Source organism: Modicisalibacter ilicicola DSM 19980 (genome assembly GCF_900128925.1).
Taxonomy (GTDB): domain Bacteria; phylum Pseudomonadota; class Gammaproteobacteria; order Pseudomonadales; family Halomonadaceae; genus Modicisalibacter; species Modicisalibacter ilicicola.
Genome location: NZ_FQUJ01000007.1, coordinates 1 through 23,343 on the forward strand (window position 1 = coordinate 1; position 23,343 = coordinate 23,343).

Below are 23,343 nucleotides of genomic sequence, written 5' to 3' on the forward strand. Positions count from 1 at the left end.
GGCCATCCGTTACAACCCTGATATCAGCGACCAGTACGCGCGCTTGAAGGCGCGGGGCAAGCCGTCGCTGTCGGCGCTGGGGGCGGCCATGCGCAAGCTGGTGCATATCGCCTATGGCGTGTTGAAGTCGCAGAGCGAATATCGGCCACAAGGGGTATAAGCCTCCTTGCAGCCGGTATCGAGAGACGGTATCTACAAAAATCAGAACCACTGGGGTGGTAGGAGCCCGGTTTACCGGGCGATGAGGATACTCAAGACACAGTGCATTCTTCGACAACAAGAAGGAAATACCTATGTCGTTTTACAGATTCGGTCATGAACTCGGTCACAAGTTCGTCACCCTGTCTCTGGTCGCCGCGGGGCTGGCCGCGACCTTGAATGCCAGCGCCCAGGCGGCCACGGAATGGGACATGCCCACCCCCTACGGTGATCGCACCTTCCACACCGTCAATATCCGCGAATTCGCCGATGATGTGCGTGAACGTACCGATGGCGAACTGGACATCACCGTGCATGCCGGCGGCTCGCTGATCGCCCATCCGGAGATCAAGAATTCGGTGCGCCGGGGCATCGTGCCCCTCGGCGAGGTGATCATGTCGCGCCTGGCCAACGAGAACGCGATCTTCGAGGTGGATTCGGTGCCCTACCTGGCATCGAGCTACGACGACGCCAGAACGCTGTGGGAAGCATCGCAGGAAATCATCGGCGAAGAACTCGCCAAGCAGCGACTGCGCCTCCTGTTCACCGTGCCCTGGCCGCCCCAGGGCATCTATACCCAGGAGAAGGTCGAGGCCATCGACGACCTGGAGAACCTCAAGATGCGCGCCTACAACAAGTCCAGCGAGCGGCTGGCCCAACTCGCCGGCGCCGTGCCCACCCAGATCGAGGTACCGGACATTCCCACCGCCTTCAGCACCGGCCGGGTCGATGCCATGGTCACCTCACCGGCCACCGGCGCCGACACCAAGGCCTGGGATTATCTCGAACACTTCAACCATGCCCAGCTGTGGCTTCCCAAGAACATGGTCATCGTCAACGAGCAGGCCTTCTCGCGCCTGGACGAGAAGACGCGTCAGGCGGTGCTCGAAGCGGCCGATGCGGCGCAGCAGCGCGGCTGGGAGATGAGCCGCAAGGAAACCGAGGACGCACTCGAGGTATTGCGCGACAACGGCATCACCGTCAGCGAACCCAGCGAGGAACTGGCCGCGTCACTGGAGGAGATCGGCACTACCATGACCGAGGAATGGCGGGAACGTGCCGGCGAGCAAGGCGAGCAGATAATCGAGAATTACCGTGAATTACAGCAATAAGTGCTTCCTTCGTAACCAGGCGAAGAGATGGGCTTTTCCGGCGGCAAGGCTTCGCAAGGGCGCTGTTAACCCTTCCTTGGGCGCTACTTTTGCCTTCTCTGGCAAAAGACCCTCGCTTCGCCTTGCCCCCGGCGCCCATCATTGGGGAAAGTTTGTCAACGAGTTCTAGGCCCTCGCCCATGACCGACTCCGACCAGGCCTCCATCCGCTTTCGCCTCAAGCCCCTCTATACGCTGGGAGGCTACGCGGCGGCGGTCTGCCTCTGTGTGATCTGTCTCATGATCGCCCTCCAGGTGATCGGCCGCCTGCTCGACAAACTGCTGACGGCGATCGGCGCCGGGACTATGAACCTGACGATTCCCGGCCTGGCCGAGATTTCCGGCTTCCTGCTGGTGGGTGCCAGTTTCCTGGGGCTGGCCTACACCTTCGTGCACGGCGGGCACATCCGGGTCACCCTGGTCACCGGCCAGCTACCGCCCAAGGTGCGGGTCTTCGTCGAGCTGTGGTGCCTGAGCATCGCCCTGGGCCTGTGCGGCTATCTGGCCTGGTATACCGGCGTGCTGCTGCAGGACAGCATCGAATTCAATGAGGTCTCCTACGGCATGGTGCCGGTGCCGCTGTGGATACCGCAGAGTGCCATGCTGCTGGGAATCCTGCTGCTGGCCCTGGCATTGGTCGAGGCCTGGGTCACCACCGCCGTGATCGCCGTCACCCGGCCCGGCGAGTTTCATATCGACGATGCCAGTCCTGATGAATGACTTAGGAAAACCTTGATGCTGACGCTTGTTCTGACATTGCTCATCGCCTTGCTTGTCCTGCTGGGCAGCGGCGTCTGGGTGGCGTTCTCGCTGATGGGTCTCGGCTGGCTGGGCATCAGCCAGTTCACCTCGATTCCCGCCGGTGACGTCATGGCCTCGGACATCTGGAGCGCCAGCTACAGCTGGGAGTTGACGGCGCTGCCGATGTTCATCTGGATGGGCGAGATCCTGTTTCGCTCGCGCCTGGCCGAGGACATGTTCTCCGGCCTGGCGCCCTGGATGACCCGCATCCCCGGACGCCTGCTGCATACCAACGTGGTCGGCTGCGGGCTGTTCGCCGCCGTCTCGGGCTCCTCGGCGGCGACCTGCGCCACCATGGGCAAGATGGCGATCCCCGAGCTGGCCCGGCGCGGTTACGACGAACGCCTGGTGCTCGGCACCCTGGCCGGTTCCGCCACCCTGGGGCTGCTGATCCCGCCCTCGATCATCCTGATCGTCTATGCCGTCGCCACGGATCAATCCATCGCCCGGCTGTTCATCGCCGGCATCCTGCCCGGCGTACTGCTGATCTCGCTGTTCGCCGGCTACCTGATGCTCTGGTCCTGGCGTTTTCCAGACCGTGTTCCCCCCGCCGATGAACACACCTCTCTCGGCGAGAAGTTTCGTCGCTCGCGGCGCTTGATACCGCTGCTGGGATTGATCATCGGGGTGATCGGCTCGATCTACGCCGGGCTCGCCTCGCCCACCGAGGCCGCCGCCGTGGGGGTGATGCTGTCGCTGATGCTGGCGCGCTGGCAGGGCGTGATGGACTGGCAGACGTTCCGCGAGGCCACGATGGGCGCCGTGCGCACCTCGACCATGATCGCCTTCATCCTCGCCGGCGCGTCGTTTCTCACCGCGGCGATGGGCTTCACCGGCCTGCCCAGCGACCTGGCGGCCTGGATCGCCTCGCTGAACCTGTCGCCCTACATGCTGCTGGTGGCACTGACGGTGTTCTTCATCCTGCTCGGCTGTTTTCTCGACGGCATCTCGGTGGTGGTGCTGACCACCTCGATCCTGCTGCCCATGGTCGAGGCCGCCGGCATCGACCTGATCTGGTTCGGCATCTACCTGGTGATCGTGGTCGAGATGTCCCAGATCACCCCGCCGGTGGGCTTCAACCTGTTCGTGCTGCAGGGCCTGACCGGCAAGAACATCCTGCGCATCGCGGGCGCCGCCCTGCCATTCTTCTTCCTCATGGGCCTGGGGGTCATCCTCATCACGCTGTTCCCGGCGATCGCCACCTATCTGCCCGGGGCGATGAGCGGGCGTTGATTATTAGAGGCTCTTCGACGCTGAGCATGGACCTCGACGTGCCTATCGCTCGCTGAAGCGAGCTCCCACAGACGTTTGATATAAAAGGGTTTTGTAGGAGCCCGATTCATCGGGCGATGGATCAGACCGAACCCATATGAAACGTCGAAGAGCCATACAGCATCACGCCTGATTCTTGCGCGGCCGCCCTCCTTTGGCGCCATTGGCTCGGGCCGCGTTGCGCTTGGCCTGACTGCGGCTACGACCTCCCGCCGCGCCCAGTTGATGCGCCATCCACTGCCTGGAGCCAAACTGGCCCTCCAGAAGCGCCGGCACATAGAGATCGGCATCGAGCCTTGGCCAGTGCAAACCCAATCCCGATGGTGACACTTCGATCTCGGATAGCGATTCGGCGGTAGCGCCCACCAAACCCTCCACCAGGTGAGGCGGGACGGCAAGCTCCAGCCCCGAATGAAGACGAATGATCACCCGCTCGCTCCGGCAGTCGTACCGGGCCGAAATGGCATGGGCATGGTCTCGCTTGCCGGCCATGCGATCTTCGGCCTGCTTGATGGCGTCGTCAGTAATGGCCATGAATCTCCCTCCATTTGGCGCATAATGCCGGCAGCTTCTCCAGGAGTGCCGACGCAATGCGATTGAGCTCCGATGAGCTGAAGCGATAGCTCTCCCGCAACTCCGGTGGCCCATCGGGACAGTTCAGGATGAACACCGCCTCGCCTCCGTTGCCTATGACATGCACATGAGCTGGTCGATGGTCGTCGGGGTAAATAACGGCTCGCAGGCCATCGAAACGGAGAATGGTGGGCATGAAGCGAGTCTAGCATAAACCCAAGCGTTTGGATTCATAGCTTGCATGCCGCTGGTGGCCCTGCCGTTCTTCTTCCTCATGGGCCTCGGTGTTATCCTCATTACGCTGTTCCCGGCGATCGCCACCTGTCTGCCCGGTGCGGTGAGCGGGCGTTGATTATTAGAGGCTCTTCGACGCTGAGCATGGACCTCGACGTGCCTATCGCTCGCTGAAGCGAGCTCCCACAGGCGTTTGATATAAAGGGTTTTGTAGGAGCCCGATTCATCGGGCGATGGATCAGACCGAACCCACATGAAACGACGAAGAGCCCATTATGTTGGCTCCAGGAAGTGCTCCAGCGATATAATCAAGCACTGAACTAGCGGGTAAGCAAAGGAGCCAAATCATGGGCCGGATTGAAGCCATCGAGCATGAGATTCAAAAATTATCGGCACGCGAACTCGAGGATTTTCGCGAGTGGTTCGCCCAATACGACGCCGATGCATGGGATCGCAAATTCGAGGCTGACGTTCAGGCAAGCAGGCTCGAATCGCTGGCTGAGCGTGCCCTTGCTGATCATCAGGCCCAATGCCAAATCCCCCTCTCCTGATCATCTACACCGGCGGCACCCTGGGCATGGTACCCAGCGACGCCGGCCTCGTGCCCGGTCACGATATCGAGGCGCGCCTGCGCACGGCACTGAAAACCCTGCCTCCGGCCAGCCAGGCCTCGCTGCCCGCCTTCGAGGTGATCGAGTACGCCGACCCCATCGACTCCAGCGCCGCCACCCCTGCGGACTGGCAGCGTCTGGCCGGCGATATCGCTGAGCATTATTCCCGTGCCGACAAGGAGTACGCCGGCTTCCTGGTGCTGCACGGCACCGACACCCTGGCCTGGACGGCGGCAAGCCTCGCCTTTCAACTGCAAGGCATCGACCGCGCCGTGGTGGTCACCGGTGCGCAGCTGCCCCTGGAAGCCGAGAACAGCGACGCCTTGAGCAACGTCGAGGCGGCGCTAAGGTTTGCCGCCCTGGCCGAATTGCAGGAAGTCGCGGTGTGCTTCGCCGGCAAGCTGCTGCGCGGCGTGCGTACCCGCAAGTGGGACACCCACGCCTTCGACGGCTTCGCCAGCCCCAACTACCCGCTGCTCGGCGAGCTGGTGGACGGTGAACCGGTGCTCTATCCCTCTCGGGGACTGGACGCCCAGCAGCGTGGCCTGCCGCGCTTCGAACTGCCGGACTACGCCGCGCTTGGCGGCTCGTCGGTGGTGCGCATTGCCCTGTGGCCGGGCATCTCCGCACGGCTGCTCGCCGCCTGGCTGCGCGATGACGGCGTGAAAGGCGCGCTGCTGGAAGCCTGGGGCAGCGGCAACGTTCCCGACGACCCTGAAATCCTCGGCGTACTCGCCCAGGCCACGGGGGAAGGCAAGCTCCTAGTCGCCATCAGCCAATGCCCCCACGGGCCGGTCGCCATCGACACCTACGCCGCCGGGCGCGGCCTGCTCGATGCGGGCGTGCTCTCCGGCGACGCCATGACCCCGGAAGCCGCGATGACCAAACTGGTGCACCTCACGGCCCAGCCGCTGGGCGAGAGCGAACGGCGCGAGCGGTTCTTGTCGGGGCTTGTGGGAGAGCGTTAGATGGGCTATTCGACGCTAGGCACGGAACTCGACGCGCTTATCGCTCGCTGAAGCGAGCTCCTACAGGCGATTGATATAAAAGGGGTTTGTAGGAGCCCGATTCATCGGGCGATGGATCGGACCGAATCCACATGAAAAGTCGAAGAGCCCTTTTGGCAAATCGACGCTGGGTGTGGAATTTGCTCCTGTCGCAGAGCCACGATAAGGCCTGCCAAACGACAGGGGCAGGACATGGGCGGCGCCTATTCCGACGCTAGGCATGGAACTCGACGCGCCTATCGCTCGCTGAAGCGAGCTCCTACAGGCAACTGATATAAAAGGGGTTTGTAGGAGCCCGATTCATCGGGCGATGGATCGGACCGAATCCACATGAAAAGTCGAAGAGCCCTTTTGGCAAATCGACGCTGGGTGTGGAATTTGCTCCTGTCGCAGAGCCACGATAAGGCCTGCCAAACGACAGGGGCAGGACATGGGCGGCGCCTATTCCGACGCTAGGCATGGAACTCGACGCGCTTATCGCTCGCTGAAGCGAGCTCCTACAGGTGATTGATATAAAAGGGGTTTGTAGGAGCCCGATTCATCGGGCGATGGGTCAGTTACGAAAACATATAAAGGGCTATATTGATGGCTACTATAACAGCCATTGGCTGCACAGTGGCCTTGGTTATCGGACTCCGATAGAGTTCGAGGAGATTAACTGATGGCGGCGTGTCCACTGGAGTGGGGGAACTCCAAGGTGCCACCATGGAAGCCACAACCAAAGAACTGCGTCTGCATACACGTGAACTTATTTCCGCGACCGATCGCGGCGAGGAAGTCATCATCACTTACCGTGGCAAACGTCGTGCCAAGCTGGTCGCATGGAGTGAGGAGCGGCAATCTATCAAGGAGGGGGCGCGCAACCCTGCTTTCGGCCTTTGGCAGAACCGATCTACGGATAGTGATTCCGTGAATGATTATGCCCGCTCCTTACGTCAGCCCAGGAAACTGATCTAGTGCTAGTGGAGACGGATGTACTAATCTGGAATTTGCTGGCTCTGGCGGCGGAGGGTTTGAATGCCGAATTGATGCTGATTCCCAGGGAAAGACTGACCGCTGTACTGGCGCTACTCGACCAAGGGTCGTCCGAGGCCCCCCCAACGCCCCAGTGCCGACGTCGACCCATGGCATGGCCTGCTCGATGAGAGCGAGTCATGAAAACCGAGGCGGTGGAAGCATTGGAGCTGCGCCTGCATGGCGTACGAGTCGGCTATCTAGCCGGTTATCAGAGCGGTCGGAACGCGCTGGCCCCGTGATTACATCAGCCTTACCTCAAACCCTTCGGCGACAAGCTCAGGAATCTTCGAATGGCGAGGCCCTTCTTTGATCGACACCAGTCCATACTCGCTCATTTTCTTGATCGTCCGGCTGAGACTCTCTTTCTTTCTCCCAGTGATTGACGACAGCTCACCAAGCGATTGCGGCTTGTGCTCACCGATTATCCGCAGCAGTTCAAGATTACGAGTACTCAACATTTGTGACATGGATTCGACGCTATCGAACCATACCTTGGGCTCATCAGCAGCAGGTCGATAGTCGCCCTTGGCAATTGCTATCGTGCGGCGACGAAACTCGTCTCGATTCATGATACCGATCTTCATGGTCTTCATGACATACCCTCCTCATCGAGCATGCGATCCACAGCTTTTCGGAAATTTCCATCAAGATCGAGCAGCGTCTGCAGATCCTGCACGCTCATCTCAGCCTCCCTAAAACCTTCAAGGAGCATACTTTTGGTTGATATCGGAAATCAACCCCGTGCGGCTACTCGCGCGCAAGCTCTACCATCCCATGCCTGGTGCCTCGGCACACGCCTCACCAAAAAATTCGCATCTAGCCCTAAAGCATTTCCCCCCTGCGACGATAAACAGGGTAACGGCCAACGGCGCCGTTGCGGTGGAAGAGGCAGAACCGTTTGGGCAAGCACCGATTCGCCGCTGGAGCCCCCAAGACCTAATCAGGTACATAGAAGGAAAATCACATGTCCGTCATCAATACCAACATCACTTCGATGATCGCTCAGCAGAACCTGAGCTCCTCCAAGGGCGACCTGACCACCGCCATGGAGCGCCTCTCCTCCGGCCTGCGCATCAACAGCGCCAAGGATGATGCCGCCGGTCAGGCCATCGCCAACCGTATGAGCGCTCAGGTCACCGGTCTCGCACAAGCACAACGCAACGCCAACGATGGTATTTCCATTGCACAGACTGCAGAAGGTGGCTTGAACCAGATCAATGACAACCTGCAGCGTATTCGTGAACTCACTGTCCAGGCACAGAACGGAACGAACTCTGCCTCCGACATCGACTCCATCCAGCAGGAAGTAAACGAGCGTCTCGCTGAAATCAACCGGATTGCTGACGAAACCGACTTCAACGGCAGCAAAATTCTTTCCAACTCAAGTGATACAAGCCTCGCTATTCAAGTAGGCGCGCAAGACGGGCAGCAAATTTCAATAGAAATTAAAGGTAATAGCGACTGGAACCTGAAGTCCAATGGAACTACAGCCGCCGGCTCTCTAGCCAGCGTGAATGGTGAAGCACGTACCGTCGACGCCGAGGGATTTGATGTTCGCTCAGCTGCGGCCACAACCGTTAGCCTAGCTGCAGGTGTTGTAGCAAATGCCGAAAGCGATGCCTCAACTGCTTCTAACACATTCGCCACTGCTGATTTGGTAAGCTATAGCGATGCCTCAGGGAAAACTGCCTATGCTGTAGTCGATTCAGATGCTACGCCAACAGGTGCTGCCGTCGGTGTAACCTTCAATGATGATGGCACTTACTCAATCGGTGAAGCATTAACAGGCGCAAACAAGACCCTGGCAGAAAACGTTGGAGCAACAGTCGCTGACGCAGCAACAGTCAACACTCAAGGTGGCAGTAACGCCCTCCAAACACTTGATGATGCACTGAAAGCCGTAGATAACCAACGTAGCAGCCTGGGTGCCATCCAGAACCGCTTCGAGTCTGCCATCACTAACCTGAGCACCAACGAGACCAACCTCTCTGCCGCGCGCTCACGGATCGAAGATGCCGACTACGCGACCGAGGTGGCCAACATGACTCGCAGCCAGATCCTGCAGCAGGCCGGTACTTCCGTCCTCGCCCAGGCCAACCAGCTGCCGCAGTCCGTGCTGTCACTGCTGGGTTAATCCTGAGCATAGCGGTATCAGTGAGGGTCGGCTTAAGCCGGCCCTTTTTCCGTTTTTTATCTTGAGTGAGGCGTATCCATGGCATGTAGCTACTGCAATGGCGAGGGTGAAGTGCGCTGCCCGGTATGCAAAGGCGGGGTGGTCGAAATCGAATGTCCCGACTGCGATGGCGACGGCTGGATAGTCGACCCCGAGGCGGAGAAGCTACGGGAGTGCAACCGCTGTGAAGGCGAAGGCACCCTCACACCCGACGAGTGCTCGAATTGCGATGGTATGGGCCTCGTCGATTGCGACGACTGCAATGGCACAGGCGAGGAATAAGGCTTCTTCGTTATTTCATGCAGGCTTGGTCCGGTTCAAAACATTCCGCCGGGCCGCCGCAGGTATTCCAGTTTCTGATTGATCAGCGATTGATCCATGCGTTCTGCCTGGCTATCAGGATTCGCCGCTGTAGCGGGACGCAATCCTCGTTTTCGATGATGTTCCGGTAAATGACGTTTGCCCAGCGGGTATCGCTACCCAACAGCCGCTTTCCCGTGGTGACGATCTGGGTCAGCAGCGGCTGCCCGGCGGCCTTCAAGTCGACGAGATCGACCGGGCGCCCGAATTCCATGGCCAAGGCCTCGATCATGGCGATGCGCAGCTCAGACGTCAGTGGTTTGTCCGCCTCCACCGCCACATCGATATCGCTGTCAGGCCGCCCCGCTCCGCGAGACAAGGAGCCAAACAGCACGATCTGCTCTATCTCGCTGAAACCGGCCAATGCCCGTATGATGCGGCGGCCTAAAGCTGCCACGCTTTTATTGGAAGGTTCTCCAGGAGAAGCTTGAGAGTCTTCAACCGAGTCATCGATCATTTTCGGCCTCGTCAGCGCCTGGTCTTCCCAGCATAGCGGATCGCCGGCCGGGAATGGCGCTTTTGCTGATCAGAATACTACCGTGCGAGGTAGCCGTGTCGGAAGGGGCTGCAGGAACCCGCTTCAGTGGGCGATAGCGCACACTTTCGCGACTTGACGGCACCTCCAGGACGCCTGCCGGCGTCAATCGCTCGCTGAAGCGAGCTCCTACAGGTGGCTGTTATCAAAGGGTTTGGTAGGAACCTGATTCATCGGGCGATCCCAACCAATCCCTCGCTCGCTGAAGCGAGCTCCCACAGAAAGCCCGCGCCACCGGGGTGATGGGCTCGATTCATCGGGCGATTCCGATCCCCCTCCCGCTCGCTGAAGCGAACTGCTGCAAGAGCGAGAGGCCTGCTTGGCCAGTCTTCCTTCGTGTGCTGGTCCCGGGGATCGAAGGATAGGAGATAGATCCGTTGCAAGACGAACGCCAATGGGTGTACAAACACCTAAACACACAAACACGTGAAAACCTCATGAATACAGTCCGGTGGAATATTGCTGTGTCGGCCGACACTGACCGATCCCTTCGCATGTTTCTCGCCAATCAGGGTGGAGGCAAGAAAGGCGATCTATCACGATTCATCGAAGAAGCCGTGTGCGCGCACATTCTGGAGTTGACGGCGGAACAGGCTAAAGCGAGCAATAGCGACATGACAGAAGAAGAAATGGCCTCAGTCGTCGATGAGGCGCTTGAGTGGTCACGCAGACGCTAATGCGGGTCATACTGGATAGCAACATTCTGCTCAGCGCCTTGATCTCGTCTCGCGGCACCCCGGATACCATTTATCGCGCTTGGCGTGCAGCAAGGTTCGAACTTGTCACGTCACGCACGCAACTTGATGAAATCCGCCGGGCCAGCCGCTATCCCAAACTGCGGGCGATCCTTCAGCCGGCCAAAGTGGGTACGATGATCAATAACTTGCAACGCGCTCTGGTACTGGAAAATCTGACGATTGAAGCTGAAACCAATGATCCCGACGATGCTTTTCTGCTGGCCATGGCAGTAGCCAGCAACACCGATTATCTGGTAACCGGTGATCGAAGAGCGGGGTTGTTGCAGCGTGAGCATATCGAACGCACGCGAATCGTCACTGCGACCGTTTTCTGTCAGGAAGTGCTTTAAGCCTCGAACCTGCCGGCTGCCGCAATGTGGCCTATCACCCTCTGCGACTCCGCCTTTTCCCCTTCCGACGAAATGCACGTCAACCATCAATCTTTTCTCCCCCTTGCCGATAAGTAACTCAAGTTACCCTGTCACCATTTCACAGCCACCGGACTGCAAGGGGAACACCGATGAGTCATCTGCGGGTATTGCGAACAACCTCGGAAGACACCTTCCTCGAGACCCTCGACCAGGCGCTGCAGACATTGATCGAGCAGGATCGTTTCCTTCTCAGGAAAGGCGCCAACGAGCGGGCGATCTCCTTTCGGCTGGCCCTGCACCTGCAGGCGCTGCTGCCCGAGTGGAACGTGGACTGCGAATACAACTGCTGGGAGAAGCCCTGCCACTACATGAAGCAGGTCGTCACTTCCACCACCTCGGCAGCGACCGAGGCCCGCACCATCTATCCCGACATCGTCGTTCACAAGCGTGGCACCGCGGAAAATCTCGCGGCCATCGAGATCGCCAAGAGCACCAATCCATTCGGCGTGCATCAGGACATCAAGAAGCTCAAGGCCTACAGGTCGCAACTTGGGTATCAACTCACCCTGCTGCTGAGCATCGGCGTCGACGACGATATCGGCAGCAGCCAGATCGAGGTCATCTCCTGAGAACCCCTTACATGATGCCACCGGTCTACGACATATCGCCCATTGGCAGCACTTCGGTAACGGCCAATCTTACGCCCCGCCAGCGCCTGGAGAGCGTGCTGTCGCATCTGCCGGCGCCGAGCAGCCGTATCATGGAGCAACAGGGCGTCGACGCCCTCGCCGCCCCGGACGACACCGACTTGGTGAAGCCGCTGGAGCGGGTCAACGAGGTGATGCGCGGCTACGGCATCGAATTCGACCTGCAGCGCCATGAGGGACGAGTGGTGACCCGTATCGTCGATCGTGAGAGCGGTGAATTGATTCGCCAGATCCCCAGCGAGGAGGTGCTGCGCATTGCCGAGTCCCTGGAGCAGCTGCAAGGGCGGTTGATAAGGCTCGAGGTCTAGGCGGACTTTCCCCTCCAAGGAAGACTTGCCACTTTTTCCTTCTGTAAACTTTGTGTTTTGTTACTGCCCTAAGGTTCTCACCGGCACTGCCGATAAGAACGGATATCAGGGAAGGCCCGAAGTCATCGGGATCGCCGCATCCATGTCTCCAGGAACGAGCCTAGTAATGCCCCACTGCGCCAGTTGCTCATTGAGCCCGCCGGGCTCGAGGATCAAGGACTCTTCGCGTCTCGAGGCGCTGGATTCCCTGCGCCTGCTCGACACTCCCTTCGAGGAGCGCTTCGATGTACTGACACGGCTGGCCTGCCGCCTCTTCGATGTGCCCATCGCCCTGGTCAGCCTGGTGGACGACGAACGTCAGTGGTTCAAGTCGGCCCAGGGCATCACCCTGCGCGAAACGCCGGTGGAGTACGCCTTCTGCGCCCATGTGGTCGAGGCGAATGCGACCCTGGTGGTGACAGATGCCAGCCAGGACCCGAGGTTTCGCAACAATCCGCTGGTGCTGGGCGCACCACACATCCGTTTCTATGCCGGCGTTCCGATCCACGGACCCGCGGGCATGCCCCTGGGTACCTTCTGCATCATCGATACCCGGCCACGGGGGTTGAGCGAGCACGACAAGGAGACCTTGCACAGCCTGGCCCGACTCGTCACCCTCGACATCGCTCATGGTCGCCAGCCTCTCTACCTGGGCGAACTGCCCGAGAGCGAGAGCGCGATGGAGACCACCGTCGGCGCTCTCAGCACGCGCGCCGAGCAACGACACCGAGCCGGCGCCGCACCACGACTCATCCTGCTGGAACTGCTCGACGACCTCCTGCGCCTCGCCCGATGCGAGTACGGGCTCGTCGGCGAGGTGCGCCCGATGGACGGCACCTTGACACTCGATGTGCTCGGCATGTCCCTGGGGGAGGTCAGCCATGATGCCCAGGCCTTCTTTTCCCAGGGCCGCCGGCGACTGAGCCTCGAGCGCATGAATGCCCTGGTCGATAACCGCCTGCTGCGTCCGGAGATCCAGGTATTCAGCGAGCGGGACTTCGCCAGGATGCCGTCGAGCGCCTTGCCCGAAAACCATCCCAGGCTGCGCAACGCCCTGCTGGTGCCCTTCGTCGTCAACGACCGGAACATCGGCCTGATGCTGATCGCCAATCGACCCGGAGGATTCGATCAGGATCGGGCAAAACGCCTGCTGAAGCCGGTGATGCACATCGGCAGCCGACTGCTCGAGTCGCTGCACAAGGATCAGGAAAAGAGCGCACTTTACGCCACACTGGAGGAGTTTCGTGCGACCCTGGATGCCACCCTGGATCTGATCCTCATCTTCGAGGAAGAGTCTCAGCACTTCACCTACTGCAACCAGGGCGGGCTCGACCAGCTCGGCTACAGCGATGATGAGCTCAAGGCGCTGTCGCCGGCCCAGCTGATCGATGGCCTCGACAGTACCGAGCTGACCGCGCAGTTCGCCGCACTCCGGCAGGGCAGGAACTCGATACGCCTCAACACCCACCTGCGCTGCCGTGACGGGGATACACTGCCGGTCCAGGCGACGATACAACGCACCCGATACGAGGACTGCGATCGTTACAACTATGTCATCGTCGCTCGAGACCTGCGTGAGTCCCTGGAAGCGCAACGCGAGATCGACTGGATCACCCACCATGACGCCCTGACCCGCCAGCTCAATCGCACGGGATTCCTTAAGGCACTGGGGAAGAACCGCCCGGGACGCCATGACGCGTCACGGCGCCAGGCCATACTGCTCTGCGGTGTCGACCGATTCAAGCGCATCAATGACGCCCACGGCACGGCAGTGGCGGACGACGTCCTGCGCGAACTGGCCGGTGCCTTCTCTTCCGCACTGGCTGCGTACCCCGGCGCGTTGCTGGGACGCCTGGGTGGCGACGAATTCGCCATCGCCGTCAACCTGACGAGCGACAAGCACGCCCTGGAACTGGCCGATGCGCTGCGCCACCGGGTGGAACAGCACCGCTTCCCGATGCTCGACGAACTGCAGCTGACCATCAGCATCGGGCTGGCCACCGCCACGGGCGGTTATATCAAGCCCGAAGAGCTCTTGCGCCGTGCCAACGCCGCGCAAGTCCAGGCCAAGCGGCATGGTCGCAACCGGGTGCGTCAGTACATGAGCGGCATGCTCCAGGAAGCCAGTCGCCATCAAAGCATCGAACGGCGCCTTTCCGGTGCCTTCGCCCGCGGGGATTTCTACTTGCACTTTCAGCCCCAGTGGCAACTGGCCGACCTCTCGCAGCCCATCGGGGCAGAGGTGCTGCTGCGATGGCGGGATGAAAAGCTCGGGGTCATCGGTCCCGACGTTTTCGTGCCGATCCTCGAAGAGAACGGCATGATGGTCGAGGTGGGCAACTGGATCATCGAGCAGGCGCTGGATGAACTGGTCGCTGGCCGGGACGCGCTTCCCGAGGGGTTCTTCATCAGCATCAATGTCAGCGCGATCCAGCTGATGGATGACGATCACCTGGCCACCCACGTCATGGAGGCGCTCCGCCGGCGCGGCCTGCCGACCCACATGCTGGAGCTGGAGATCACCGAAACCGCCCTCATCCAGTCCCCGGACTGGATCGGCCAGCAACTCGCGGCGCTCTACGACCTGGGGATACGCATCGCCCTAGACGATTTCGGCACGGGGTTCTCGTCGCTCTCGCACCTGAAGCAGTTCCCCTTCGACACGATCAAGATCGACAAGTCCTTCATCGCCGGCCTGCCCGGCTCCGGGGAGGATCGCGCCATCGTCGAATCGCTGCTGACCCTGTGCAGCGGGTTCGGACGCGAGGTCTGTGCCGAGGGCATCGAGACCCGGGAACAGCTGGAGTTTCTGACGCGACACGGCTGCGAACGGGTCCAGGGGTACTACCTGGCCAGGCCGGGGCCTGAACTGCCGGCCCCCGTTGTCAGTCACCCCAAGTCGCAAGGGAATCTCGACTAGCCTCTCGGGGTCTACCCAAGCAGAATCGAGAAACCGATGCCGGTCGATCCAAGGAGTGGCTATGCGCGGATCATGGATGCTTTTGGCCCTGCTGTTCGCTCTGAACGGTTGCACGACCCACCTGAACGCTCCCGAGCCCCCGACCGACGCCAGCTTGCCCGGGGCCGAGTCCTTCGAGGTGCTGGAGGGGCTGACCTACACGCCCGTCGACTGGCCAGAAGTCCTGAAGGCGGATGTCTACCTGCCGGCTACCCCCGGCACGGCCAGGCGACCCGCTGCCCTGGTCGTGCATGGCGGGGGCTGGCAGGGCCGCTCTCGGGATGACATGGCCGATATCGCCAAACGCCTGGCACGTCGCGGGATCGTCGCGGTCAATGTCACCTACCGCTTCGCACCGCAGTACAAGTTCCCGGCCCAGCTCCACGACCTGCAGCAGGCGATGGCCTGGATTCATGAAAATGCCGACGCCTGGCGCGTGGACACGTCGCGCATTGCTGGGGTCGGCTATTCATCCGGGGCGCATCTGGTCAGTCTGCTGGCCCTGGTGGCAAGCGACGGAGGGGAGTTGAACGATCCCCATGGCGGGGAGGAGGCGCGACTCGATGCGGTGGTGGCCGGGGGAACGCCCACCAACCTGTTCAAGTTCGACGATGGGCGGCTGGTGGTGCAGTTTTTGGGCGGAACCCGCCTGGAGGTCCCCATGCAATATGCCCGGGCGTCACCGACGGAGCACATCACCCCGGATGCCCCGCCCTTCTTCCTGTTCCACGGCACCTGGGACGGCCTGGTCCCCGTCGATCATGCCGAGGATTTTCATGCCGCCCTGGGCGAGGCGGGTGTCTACAGCGAGCTCTACCTGCTGCGCTACCGCGGCCATATCACCACCTTCCTGACTCGGGGCAATGCCATGGAGGCGGCCATGGATTTTCTCGCGAGGGAGCTAGGAGATTAAACCTGCATGTTCATGATGTCCTTGTAGGCCGTCACCAGGCGATTTCGCACCTGCACGCCCATCTGGAAGCCGACGCTGGCCTTCTGCATGTCCACCATTACATCGTTCAGCGCCACCCCGGGCTCCCCTGCCTGAAAGGCCTCGAGCTTGGTGTTGGCGTTCTGCTGCAGCCGGTTGATGCGCTGTATGGAGGACTGCAACTCGCTGGCGAAACCGCCCTGGCCGACCGCCGTGGTTAGATGCTGCCCCTTGGCGGCCTGGCCGCTGGCCTGGGTCGCCAGGCTCTGCATCTGGCTCAACGCCGCTTGAATGGACGGTGCACTCATGAGGAACTCCTGCACGGATTGATAGTGATGGCAAGACTATCAACCCTTTAGCCGTACTCATGCAGTCAAATGAAGTAAGAAAAGCGGCCTATTCCTGCCTTTAGCCTTGCCCGAGCCACGGATAATGGGCCCCATCACCCGACCGTTCGCAGTGGCCTCCGACGCCACCAGAACGACGAATCGAGACGGATGCTGGAGCCGGACATCATCATGCTATCTGGACCGACCCGCGGCTACCGGGCCAACACGAATAACATCGCCCTCGCGGGCAATATCTTTAACGCCGGGAGGCGCGCATGACCGACGCCACCTTGGCCCAAAAGTCGTCTTCGCCGAACCCCAATGCGGCGACGTCTGCGGCCGGCCTCGTGTCGAAACTGCGCACGAGCCCGATGATCCCCTTGCTGATCGCGGGCGCCGCGGCGATTGCCATTCTGGTCGCCCTGCTGATGTGGGCCCGCACTCCGGACTACCGGGTGTTGTACAGCAATCTCAGCGATGCCGACGGCGGGCGCATCATCGGCGAACTGGACACTCGTGGCATCCCCTACCGTTTCAGCGATGGCGGCGGCGCCTTGCTGGTGCCCGGCGACCAAGTACACGCGCTACGCCTGCAACTGGCCGAACAGGGGCTCCCCCAGGGGGGCAACGTGGGCTTCGAACTGATGGACACCCAGGCCTTCGGTGTCAGCCAGTTCACCGAGCGGCTCAATTACCAGCGCGGCCTCGAGGGGGAACTCGCACGTTCGATGGAAGCCCTGGGCCCCGTTTCCCAGGCACGCATCCACCTGGCCATGGCCAAGCCTTCGGTCTTCGTGCGCGACAGCAAACCCGCCAAGGCCTCCGTCGTACTGACCCTGCAGCCCGGGCGCGTCCTGGGCGACGGCCAGATCAATGCCATCGTGCACATGGTGTCGAGCAGCGTGCCCGAGCTCTCCTCCGAGGCGGTCACCGTGGTCGACCAAGACGGGCGCCTGCTGTCGCGCTCGGGCAGCGGTCTGGGTGACCTCGACGGTACGCAGCTGAGCTATATCCAGGAAGTCGAGCGTTCCTACCAGCAGCGCATAGAACATATCCTCTCGCCGATTCTCGGTCCCGAGAATGTCCGCGCCCAGGTGGCCGCCCAGATCGACTTCTCTTCCCGGGAAGCGACCGCCGAACGTTACAACCCCAACCAGGGGTCCAACGAGTCGGCGATACGCAGCCGCCAGACCAGCGAATCCTATACCGGTGGCGACGCGCAGGGCCGTGGCATCCCCGGCGCCTTGACCAACACCCCCCCGGGGAACCCCGAATCCCCCATCGACGAGGGCACCGAAACCGACGAGCAGGGCAAGGTCGATCAATCCCGAAAGAGCCCTTCCAGCCGTCTGGATCGCGACGACGTGGTCAACTATGAGGTCGACCGCAGCGTCGAGCACGTCCAGTACCGGCGTGGCAACATCGAACGGCTCTCCGTCGCCGTGGTGGTCAACTACCGCGATGGAACCGACGACAGGGGCCAGGCCGTTCGCGAGCCGTTGAGCGACGACGAGCTGGCCCAGATCGAGCGTCTGGTCCGCCAGGCCATGGGCTTCTCGGAAGCCCGCGGCGATGCCATCGAGGTGGTCAACTCGAGCTTCATCCAGCGCGACGACAGCGTGGAGCCACTGCCCTGGTGGCAGACCCGGCAGGCCATCGACCTGGCCATGACCCTGGGGCGTTATCTGCTGGTCATCCTGGCCGCCCTGTTCCTGTGGTTCATGATGGTGCGTCCGCTGGTCAAGCGTCACAGCCAGGCGCGGCCGATGATGCCGGCAGCCGCCGGCCCCCGGGCGGTCACGGCCGCCCAAGCGGACGACGGCTTCGAGGAAGAGGCCCCGCCGCCCCGCCGCCGCCGGCGTGGCGCCTCGGCCTACGAGCACAACCTGAAGGCAGCGCGCGACATGGCTCAGGAAGATCCGCGCATGGTCGCCCTCGTCGTCAAGGGATGGATCAAAGAACATGACTAAGAAGATGAACGGCACCCGTCGCAGCGCCATCCTGCTGCTCTCCCTGGACGAGGACAGTGCCGCGGAGATATTCAAGTACCTCTCGGCCAAGGATGTCGAGGCGCTGGGCATGGAGATGGCCCAGCTCGACCAGATTTCCCACGAGGAGATGCGCTCGGTACTCGACGAATTCCACGACGAGGCCGAACAGTTCGCCGCCCTCAACCTGCATACCAGCGACCACATCCGTGCGGTACTGACCAAGGCCCTGGGCAACGAACGTGCCTCGAGCCTGATCGAGGACATCCTCGAGGCCAAGGGTACCAATTCCGGCATCGACACGCTCAATGTCCTGGAGCCGTCGATGGTGGCGGAGCTGATCCGGGACGAACACCCGCAGATCATCGCCACCATTCTGGTGCACCTCGAGCGTCATCAGGCCGCCGATATCCTCGAGCTGTTCAGCGAGAAGCAGCGCAACGACGTGGTGCTGCGCATCGCGACGTTCAGCGGCGTGCAGCCCGCCGCCCTGCAGGAACTGACCGAAGTGCTCGGCGGCATGCTCGACGGCCAGAACCTCAAGCGCAGCAAGATGGGCGGCGTGAGGACCGCCGCGGAGATTCTCAACCTGATGAACTCGGCCCAGGAGGAGGCCATCATCGAGACCGTGCGCGCCCACAGCGAGGACCTCGCCCAGAAGATCATCGACGAGATGTTCCTGTTCGAGAACATCGTCGACATCGACGATCGCGGCATCCAGCTCCTCCTCAAGGAGATCGACACCAATTCCCTGGTGGTGGCCCTCAAGGGCGCTCCCCAGGAACTGCTCGAGAAGTTCACCTCCAACATGTCGCAGCGCGCGGCGCAGCTGCTCACCGAGGACCTCGAGGCCCGCGGCCCGATTCGGGTCTCTCACGTCGAGAACGAACAGAAGGCGATCCTGCAGGTGGTGCGTCGCCTGGCCGAGAACGGCGAGATCGTGCTGAGCGGAGGGGACGACAGCTATGTCTAGAGGATCGAGCCTGCCGGAACACGACCGGGGCGACTGGCGCCCCTGGCAGATGGACGAGCTGGGCGTCTCGGAGCGTTCCCGACAGGCCCGGGATCGTTCGCGCCAGGATGCCATTCGCCAGCAGGCCTTTCAGCGCAGCGCCGAGCTCGAAGCCGAACGCGAGAAGGCACGCCGGGAGGCTTATGAAGCCGCCTACGCGGAGGGCTTCGAACAGGGCAAGCAGGCTGGCTTCGAGCAAGGGCTCGACGAAGGCCGTGCCACGGGGGAGCAGGAACTGCAACGCCAGACCCAGCAGACCCTGGCTTCACTGCTTCCCCTGGCCGAGCACTTCCGCACTGCCCTGGCAGGCCTCGACGACGAGATCGCCGAACGCCTGGCCGACCTCGCCCTGGCTACCGGACGCCAGCTGGCCGGAGAGGCGCTCGAGGCCCGACCCGAGCAGGTACTGGTCATCGTGCGCGAGCTGCTGCACGCCGAACCCGCGCTGACCGGACGCCCCAGACTCTGGCTGAACCCGGCCGACCTGTCGCTGGTCAAGTCGCACCTCGGGGCAGAATTCGAGGCAGCCGGCTGGCAGCTTCAACCGGATGACCAGGTCACCCGGGGCGGGTGTCGTGCCTCCAGTGCCAGCGGTGAACTCGATGCCACCCTGGAGTCGCGCTGGGAGGCCATCGCCGGCAAGGTACGCCGCCGCCATCACCACGATGCCACGCCGGAAGGCACGTCATGAGTGCCGCCATGGATACCTTGAACCCCCACCAGCGTCGCTGGCAGGACGCCATCGAGGGCGTGCAGCGCCGCATTCAGGGCGTTCCTCCCTATCGCGCCAGTGGACGCATCGTGCGCGCCACCGGCCTGGTGCTCGAGGCGGTCGGCCTGCGGGTGCCGCTGGGCAGCGCTTGTCGCATTGAACTTTCGATGCCTTCGGCCTTGTCATCGAGCGTCCCGGACAACGAACGCTTCGCGGAAGCGGAAGTGGTGGGCTTCTCCGGTGAGAAGCTGTTCCTGATGCCCCTGGAAGAAATCAGCGGGTTGCTGCCCGGCGCGCGGGTCTTTCCGCTTGGCGAAGGGGGCCAGCAGGGCAGCGCCCGACGCTTCCCGCTCGGGGAGAGCCTGCTGGGGCGGGTCGTCGACGGCAACGGCCGGCCGCTGGATGGCCTGGCGCCGCTCACCGACGCCCCCCATGCCCCGCTGACGACGCCTCCACTCAACCCGCTGGCCCGCGCGCCCATCGAGACCCAGATCGACGTCGGCATCCGTGCCATCAACGGCCTGCTGAGCGTCGGTCGCGGCCAGCGCATGGGGCTGTTTGCGGGTTCCGGCGTGGGCAAGTCGGTGCTGCTGGGCATGATGGCACGCTACACCCGGGCGGACGTGATCGTGGTCGGCCTGATCGGCGAGCGTGGCCGCGAGGTGCAGGACTTCATCAACAACATCCTGGGTGCCGAAGGGCGTCGGCGCGCCGTGGTGGTCGCGGCGCCGGCGGACACCTCACCGCTGCAGCGCCTGCAGGGTGCTGCCTACGCCACGCGTCTGGCCGAGGGGTTTCGCGACGCCGGACGCGACGTGCTGCTGATCATGGACTCCCTGACCCGCTATGCCATGGCCCAGCGCGAGATCGCCCTGGCCATCGGCGAACCGCCGGCCACCAAGGGCTATCCACCCTCGGTGTTTGCCAAGCTGCCCGGCCTGGTGGAGCGCGCGGGGAACGGCATGCAGGGCGGCGGTTCGATCACCGCGTTCTACACGGTGCTCACCGAAGGCGACGATCAGCAGGACCCGATCGCCGACTCCGCCCGGGCGATCCTCGATGGCCATATCGTGCTGTCGCGCGCCCTGGCAGAGAGCGGGCACTACCCGGCCATCGACATCGAGGCCTCGATCAGCCGGGCGATGACCGCCATCGTCGGCAACGAACAGCAGCGCCAGTCCCAGCGCTTCAAGCAGATGATGTCGCGCTATCAGCGCAACCAGGATCTGATCAGCGTCGGTGCCTACACGCCGGGCCACGATCCGCAACTCGACCAGGCCGTGATGATGCAACCCAAGCTGGAGCAGTTCCTGCAACAGCGCATCGACGAACGTGCCGATATTACCCAGACGCATCAGGCGCTTGATGCCTTGCTGCCGGCATGATGGCCTCATCAGGCGCAACGAAGGAAGGAAGACGACCATGGCGACATCGACACCGCTGGACACCCTGATCACCCTGGCCCGGGATTCCCGGGACAATGCCGGGGTGGAACTGAGTGGCCTGCGCCGTGCCCAGCAAGAGGCCAGGACCCAGCTCGACACGCTCCTGCAGTATCGCCATGAGTATCGCCAGCAACTGCAGGCAGCCATGGAAACGGGGATCGGCCCGGACCGCTGGGGAAACTACCAGCAGTTCCTGCGCTCCCTCGACGAGGCCATCGCCCGCTCGCGTCAAGTGCTCGCCGAGCGCGAATCCCGGCTGGCCCAGGGCCAGCAGCGCTGGCAGAGCGAGCAGCGCCGGCTGAATGCCTACGACACCCTCGTCGATCGCCGCGAGTGCGCCGAACGCCAGCGTGTATCGCGCCGCGAGCAGCGCCTCGCGGATGAGATGAGTGCCGGCATGCGGCTTCGCCGTCAAGCCCATACCGCCCATTCGGGCTCCAATCACTGAGGAGGCGTCGCGTCATGGAAATTTCACAGTTGCTCACGCCCCAAGGGGCTTCTCCTGCAACCCGGAACCTCAAGGGCGAGGCAGGCGATGGCGCCAGGTTCGCCGAGCTGTACAAGCAAGCCGGCCATTCAGCCGAGTCATCGGCCGGATCACTCGACGGCAAGGACAGCCTGCTCAAGGGCGTGACCCAGTCGGGCACCGTCGCCGCACTCGAGAAGCTGATGGCCGGCGAACTCGCACCCGGCGAGGAGGCGTCGCTGCTCGATACCCTGGTCGACGGCGGCGAGCTCCCGGCACAGTTGTCGCCGCTCGCGCAGCAGATCACCACCCTGCTGGCCGGCGACGCCCTGAACCAGGCCGGCATGGCAACCGGCAACGTCCAAGGCAATCCGACCGATGATTCCGTGCTCCTGAAAGGAGGACAGGTCGCGGGAGAGACAACCCTCGCCGGCATTCGCCAGCGGCTGGAGCTGATTGCCGATGCCCAGCGAGGCGACACCCTCGCCCAGGCCCCCCAGGCCGCCGGGCTGAACGCCACCAACGGAGCAGCTGGAGACGCCAGGACCACGCCCCGGGAGAGGCTTGCCGATATCGCCACCCTGGGCGCTACGGCCGATAAAGGCGCCCTGCGTCACCAGGCTCTGACTGCCCAGGGCGCGGCAAGCATGCCTTTCCAGGAAGGCATGCCGGCGACCGCAACGCAGGCCTCGAACACCTTCTTCGAGGCGGTCGCCACCATCGACGGTGGCCAGAGCAGCCTGCCTGGACGTGCAGGCGCGGAGAGTCTTGCCAACCCGGCGTTGCTCTCCACCGCCGGCAACACCTCGGGTAGCACGGCACTGAACGGCATGAGCCAGCCCCAAGGACTGCCCCAACCGGCCCTGAGCGCGCCGCTGGCCTCCGCGCAATGGCAACAGGGCCTCGGTCAGCAGCTGGTGGCCATGCACCAGCGCGGCGATCAGCGTGTCGACCTCCATCTGCACCCGGCGGAACTGGGCCCCGTGAGCATTAGCCTCAAGCTCGACGACCAGCTTGCCCAGGCGCAGTTCGCCTCGACCAACCCTCAGGTGCGCGCCGCCATCGAGCAGGCAATCCCCCAGTTGCGTGAAGCCCTGGCGGAAAGCGGCATCCAGCTCGGGGAAGCCATGGTCGGCGAGCATCGGCAACGTGACAGCGATCAATCCGCCGAGCAGGGCAAGGCCGTGCCGGCGGATGTGGCCACGGGAAGCCCCGACGACGTTGATACGGAGTCGCCGACCGTGAGCGAAGGCATCGCCCCGAGCGGCAGGATCAATCTCTACGCCTGAGCCCTTCGGGCGTTCGTGGTGCCATGCATGCTCTCGTCGCGCCCGGGCACAAGTCATCCGTGCCCCGGGCGAGCAACCAATATCATTTGGCAATCACAGTAAAACCGCGAGATGAACCC

Annotated in this window: 24 protein-coding genes; 19 read left to right on the plus strand and 5 right to left on the minus strand. The window is 62.5% G+C overall.

What is annotated here, in order from left to right; translation table 11 throughout:
* Positions 1 to 293: 293 nt before the first annotated feature.
* The 3 genes from BUA41_RS08860 (at position 294) to BUA41_RS08870 (ending at position 3,382) form a co-directional block, all read left to right on the plus strand.
* Entirely contained in the window at positions 294 to 1,310 is a 1,017-nt protein-coding gene (locus tag BUA41_RS08860) for a TRAP transporter substrate-binding protein (RefSeq protein ID WP_072821902.1), read from the plus strand.
* 179 nt (positions 1,311 to 1,489) lie between these two features.
* The gene (locus BUA41_RS08865; RefSeq protein ID WP_245791890.1) at positions 1,490 to 2,068 is read left to right on the plus strand and encodes a TRAP transporter small permease; all 579 of its coding nucleotides are present in this window, start codon (positions 1,490 to 1,492) and stop codon (positions 2,066 to 2,068) included.
* Positions 2,069 to 2,083: 15 nt separating this feature from the next.
* Entirely contained in the window at positions 2,084 to 3,382 is a 1,299-nt protein-coding gene (locus tag BUA41_RS08870; protein WP_072821904.1) for a TRAP transporter large permease, read from the plus strand.
* Between the two features lie 162 nt (positions 3,383 to 3,544).
* On the opposite strand, the gene BUA41_RS08875 is transcribed toward BUA41_RS08870, so the two are convergent.
* Complete coding sequence (locus BUA41_RS08875; protein ID WP_072821906.1) at positions 3,545 to 3,955, minus strand: DUF2442 domain-containing protein; 411 nt, start codon at positions 3,953 to 3,955, stop codon at positions 3,545 to 3,547.
* Positions 3,942 to 4,190, minus strand: a complete 249-nt coding sequence (locus BUA41_RS08880) for a DUF4160 domain-containing protein (RefSeq protein WP_072821908.1) — start codon at positions 4,188 to 4,190, stop codon at positions 3,942 to 3,944. The genes BUA41_RS08875 and BUA41_RS08880 overlap by 14 nt, the downstream gene beginning before the upstream one ends.
* Positions 4,191 to 4,575: 385 nt before the next feature.
* On the opposite strand from BUA41_RS08880, the gene BUA41_RS08885 reads away from it, so the two are divergent.
* The 3 genes from BUA41_RS08885 (at position 4,576) to BUA41_RS08895 (ending at position 6,803) form a co-directional block, all read left to right on the plus strand.
* The gene (locus BUA41_RS08885) at positions 4,576 to 4,779 is read left to right on the plus strand and encodes a hypothetical protein (protein WP_072821910.1); all 204 of its coding nucleotides are present in this window, start codon (positions 4,576 to 4,578) and stop codon (positions 4,777 to 4,779) included.
* Positions 4,758 to 5,807, plus strand: a complete 1,050-nt coding sequence (locus BUA41_RS08890; RefSeq protein WP_072821912.1) for an asparaginase — start codon at positions 4,758 to 4,760, stop codon at positions 5,805 to 5,807. Before BUA41_RS08885 ends, BUA41_RS08890 begins: the two co-directional genes overlap by 22 nt.
* A gap of 744 nt (positions 5,808 to 6,551) precedes the next feature.
* Complete coding sequence (locus tag BUA41_RS08895) at positions 6,552 to 6,803, plus strand: type II toxin-antitoxin system Phd/YefM family antitoxin (protein WP_072821914.1); 252 nt, start codon at positions 6,552 to 6,554, stop codon at positions 6,801 to 6,803.
* Between the two features lie 299 nt (positions 6,804 to 7,102).
* Here the strand turns inward: BUA41_RS08895 and BUA41_RS08900 are convergent, their stop codons facing one another.
* Positions 7,103 to 7,456 carry an HVO_A0114 family putative DNA-binding protein gene (locus tag BUA41_RS08900; RefSeq protein WP_072821916.1) on the minus strand — a complete coding sequence of 118 codons (354 nt, stop codon included), beginning with the start codon at positions 7,454 to 7,456 and terminating at the stop codon, positions 7,103 to 7,105.
* A 371-nt stretch (positions 7,457 to 7,827) separates the two neighbouring features.
* On the opposite strand from BUA41_RS08900, the gene BUA41_RS08905 reads away from it, so the two are divergent.
* Complete coding sequence (locus BUA41_RS08905) at positions 7,828 to 8,997, plus strand: FliC/FljB family flagellin (RefSeq protein WP_072821918.1); 1,170 nt, start codon at positions 7,828 to 7,830, stop codon at positions 8,995 to 8,997.
* A 403-nt stretch (positions 8,998 to 9,400) separates the two neighbouring features.
* Here the strand turns inward: BUA41_RS08905 and mntA are convergent, their stop codons facing one another.
* Complete coding sequence (gene mntA, locus BUA41_RS08915; RefSeq protein WP_084671344.1) at positions 9,401 to 9,853, minus strand: type VII toxin-antitoxin system MntA family adenylyltransferase antitoxin; 453 nt, start codon at positions 9,851 to 9,853, stop codon at positions 9,401 to 9,403.
* A gap of 455 nt (positions 9,854 to 10,308) precedes the next feature.
* On the opposite strand from mntA, the gene BUA41_RS08920 reads away from it, so the two are divergent.
* The 6 genes from BUA41_RS08920 (at position 10,309) to BUA41_RS08945 (ending at position 15,965) form a co-directional block, all read left to right on the plus strand.
* A complete protein-coding gene (locus BUA41_RS08920) occupies positions 10,309 to 10,608 on the plus strand; it encodes a ribbon-helix-helix domain-containing protein (protein ID WP_444939604.1) in 300 nt (99 codons plus the stop codon).
* Positions 10,590 to 11,018: a putative toxin-antitoxin system toxin component, PIN family gene (locus tag BUA41_RS08925; protein WP_444939605.1), complete on the plus strand. Its 429-nt coding sequence runs from the start codon at positions 10,590 to 10,592 to the stop codon at positions 11,016 to 11,018. Before BUA41_RS08920 ends, BUA41_RS08925 begins: the two co-directional genes overlap by 19 nt.
* Positions 11,019 to 11,188: 170 nt before the next feature.
* Positions 11,189 to 11,668 carry a hypothetical protein gene (locus BUA41_RS08930; protein WP_072821926.1) on the plus strand — a complete coding sequence of 160 codons (480 nt, stop codon included), beginning with the start codon at positions 11,189 to 11,191 and terminating at the stop codon, positions 11,666 to 11,668.
* An 11-nt stretch (positions 11,669 to 11,679) separates the two neighbouring features.
* On the plus strand, positions 11,680 to 12,054 hold the full coding sequence (locus tag BUA41_RS08935) for a flagellar protein FlaG (protein WP_072821928.1): 375 nt from the start codon (positions 11,680 to 11,682) through the stop codon (positions 12,052 to 12,054).
* A 166-nt stretch (positions 12,055 to 12,220) separates the two neighbouring features.
* Entirely contained in the window at positions 12,221 to 15,013 is a 2,793-nt protein-coding gene (locus BUA41_RS08940) for a sensor domain-containing phosphodiesterase (RefSeq protein ID WP_072821930.1), read from the plus strand.
* A 61-nt stretch (positions 15,014 to 15,074) separates the two neighbouring features.
* A complete protein-coding gene (locus tag BUA41_RS08945) occupies positions 15,075 to 15,965 on the plus strand; it encodes an alpha/beta hydrolase (RefSeq protein ID WP_072821932.1) in 891 nt (296 codons plus the stop codon).
* Here the strand turns inward: BUA41_RS08945 and fliE are convergent.
* Positions 15,962 to 16,291, minus strand: coding sequence for a flagellar hook-basal body complex protein FliE (fliE, locus tag BUA41_RS08950; protein ID WP_072821934.1), 330 nt, complete (start codon positions 16,289 to 16,291; stop codon positions 15,962 to 15,964). The two genes, BUA41_RS08945 and fliE, sit on opposite strands and share 4 nt — an antisense overlap.
* 296 nt (positions 16,292 to 16,587) lie before the next feature.
* Here fliE and fliF point away from each other — a divergent pair, with 296 nt between their 5' ends.
* Genes fliF through BUA41_RS08980 form a run of 6 tightly spaced genes read left to right on the plus strand, consistent with a single transcriptional unit; the run spans position 16,588 to position 23,224 of the window.
* Positions 16,588 to 18,282 carry a flagellar basal-body MS-ring/collar protein FliF gene (gene fliF / locus BUA41_RS08955; RefSeq protein WP_072821936.1) on the plus strand — a complete coding sequence of 565 codons (1,695 nt, stop codon included), beginning with the start codon at positions 16,588 to 16,590 and terminating at the stop codon, positions 18,280 to 18,282.
* On the plus strand, positions 18,275 to 19,273 hold the full coding sequence (gene fliG, locus BUA41_RS08960; protein WP_072821938.1) for a flagellar motor switch protein FliG: 999 nt from the start codon (positions 18,275 to 18,277) through the stop codon (positions 19,271 to 19,273). The genes fliF and fliG overlap by 8 nt, the downstream gene beginning before the upstream one ends.
* A complete protein-coding gene (locus tag BUA41_RS08965; protein ID WP_072821940.1) occupies positions 19,266 to 20,003 on the plus strand; it encodes a flagellar assembly protein FliH in 738 nt (245 codons plus the stop codon). Before fliG ends, BUA41_RS08965 begins: the two co-directional genes overlap by 8 nt.
* Complete coding sequence (gene fliI / locus BUA41_RS08970) at positions 20,000 to 21,409, plus strand: flagellar protein export ATPase FliI (RefSeq protein ID WP_084671349.1); 1,410 nt, start codon at positions 20,000 to 20,002, stop codon at positions 21,407 to 21,409. The genes BUA41_RS08965 and fliI overlap by 4 nt, the downstream gene beginning before the upstream one ends.
* A gap of 37 nt (positions 21,410 to 21,446) precedes the next feature.
* A complete protein-coding gene (gene fliJ / locus BUA41_RS08975; RefSeq protein WP_072821944.1) occupies positions 21,447 to 21,917 on the plus strand; it encodes a flagellar export protein FliJ in 471 nt (156 codons plus the stop codon).
* Positions 21,918 to 21,931: 14 nt separating this feature from the next.
* Positions 21,932 to 23,224, plus strand: a complete 1,293-nt coding sequence (locus BUA41_RS08980) for a flagellar hook-length control protein FliK (RefSeq protein WP_072821945.1) — start codon at positions 21,932 to 21,934, stop codon at positions 23,222 to 23,224.
* The last annotated feature ends 119 nt before the right edge of the window (positions 23,225 to 23,343 follow it).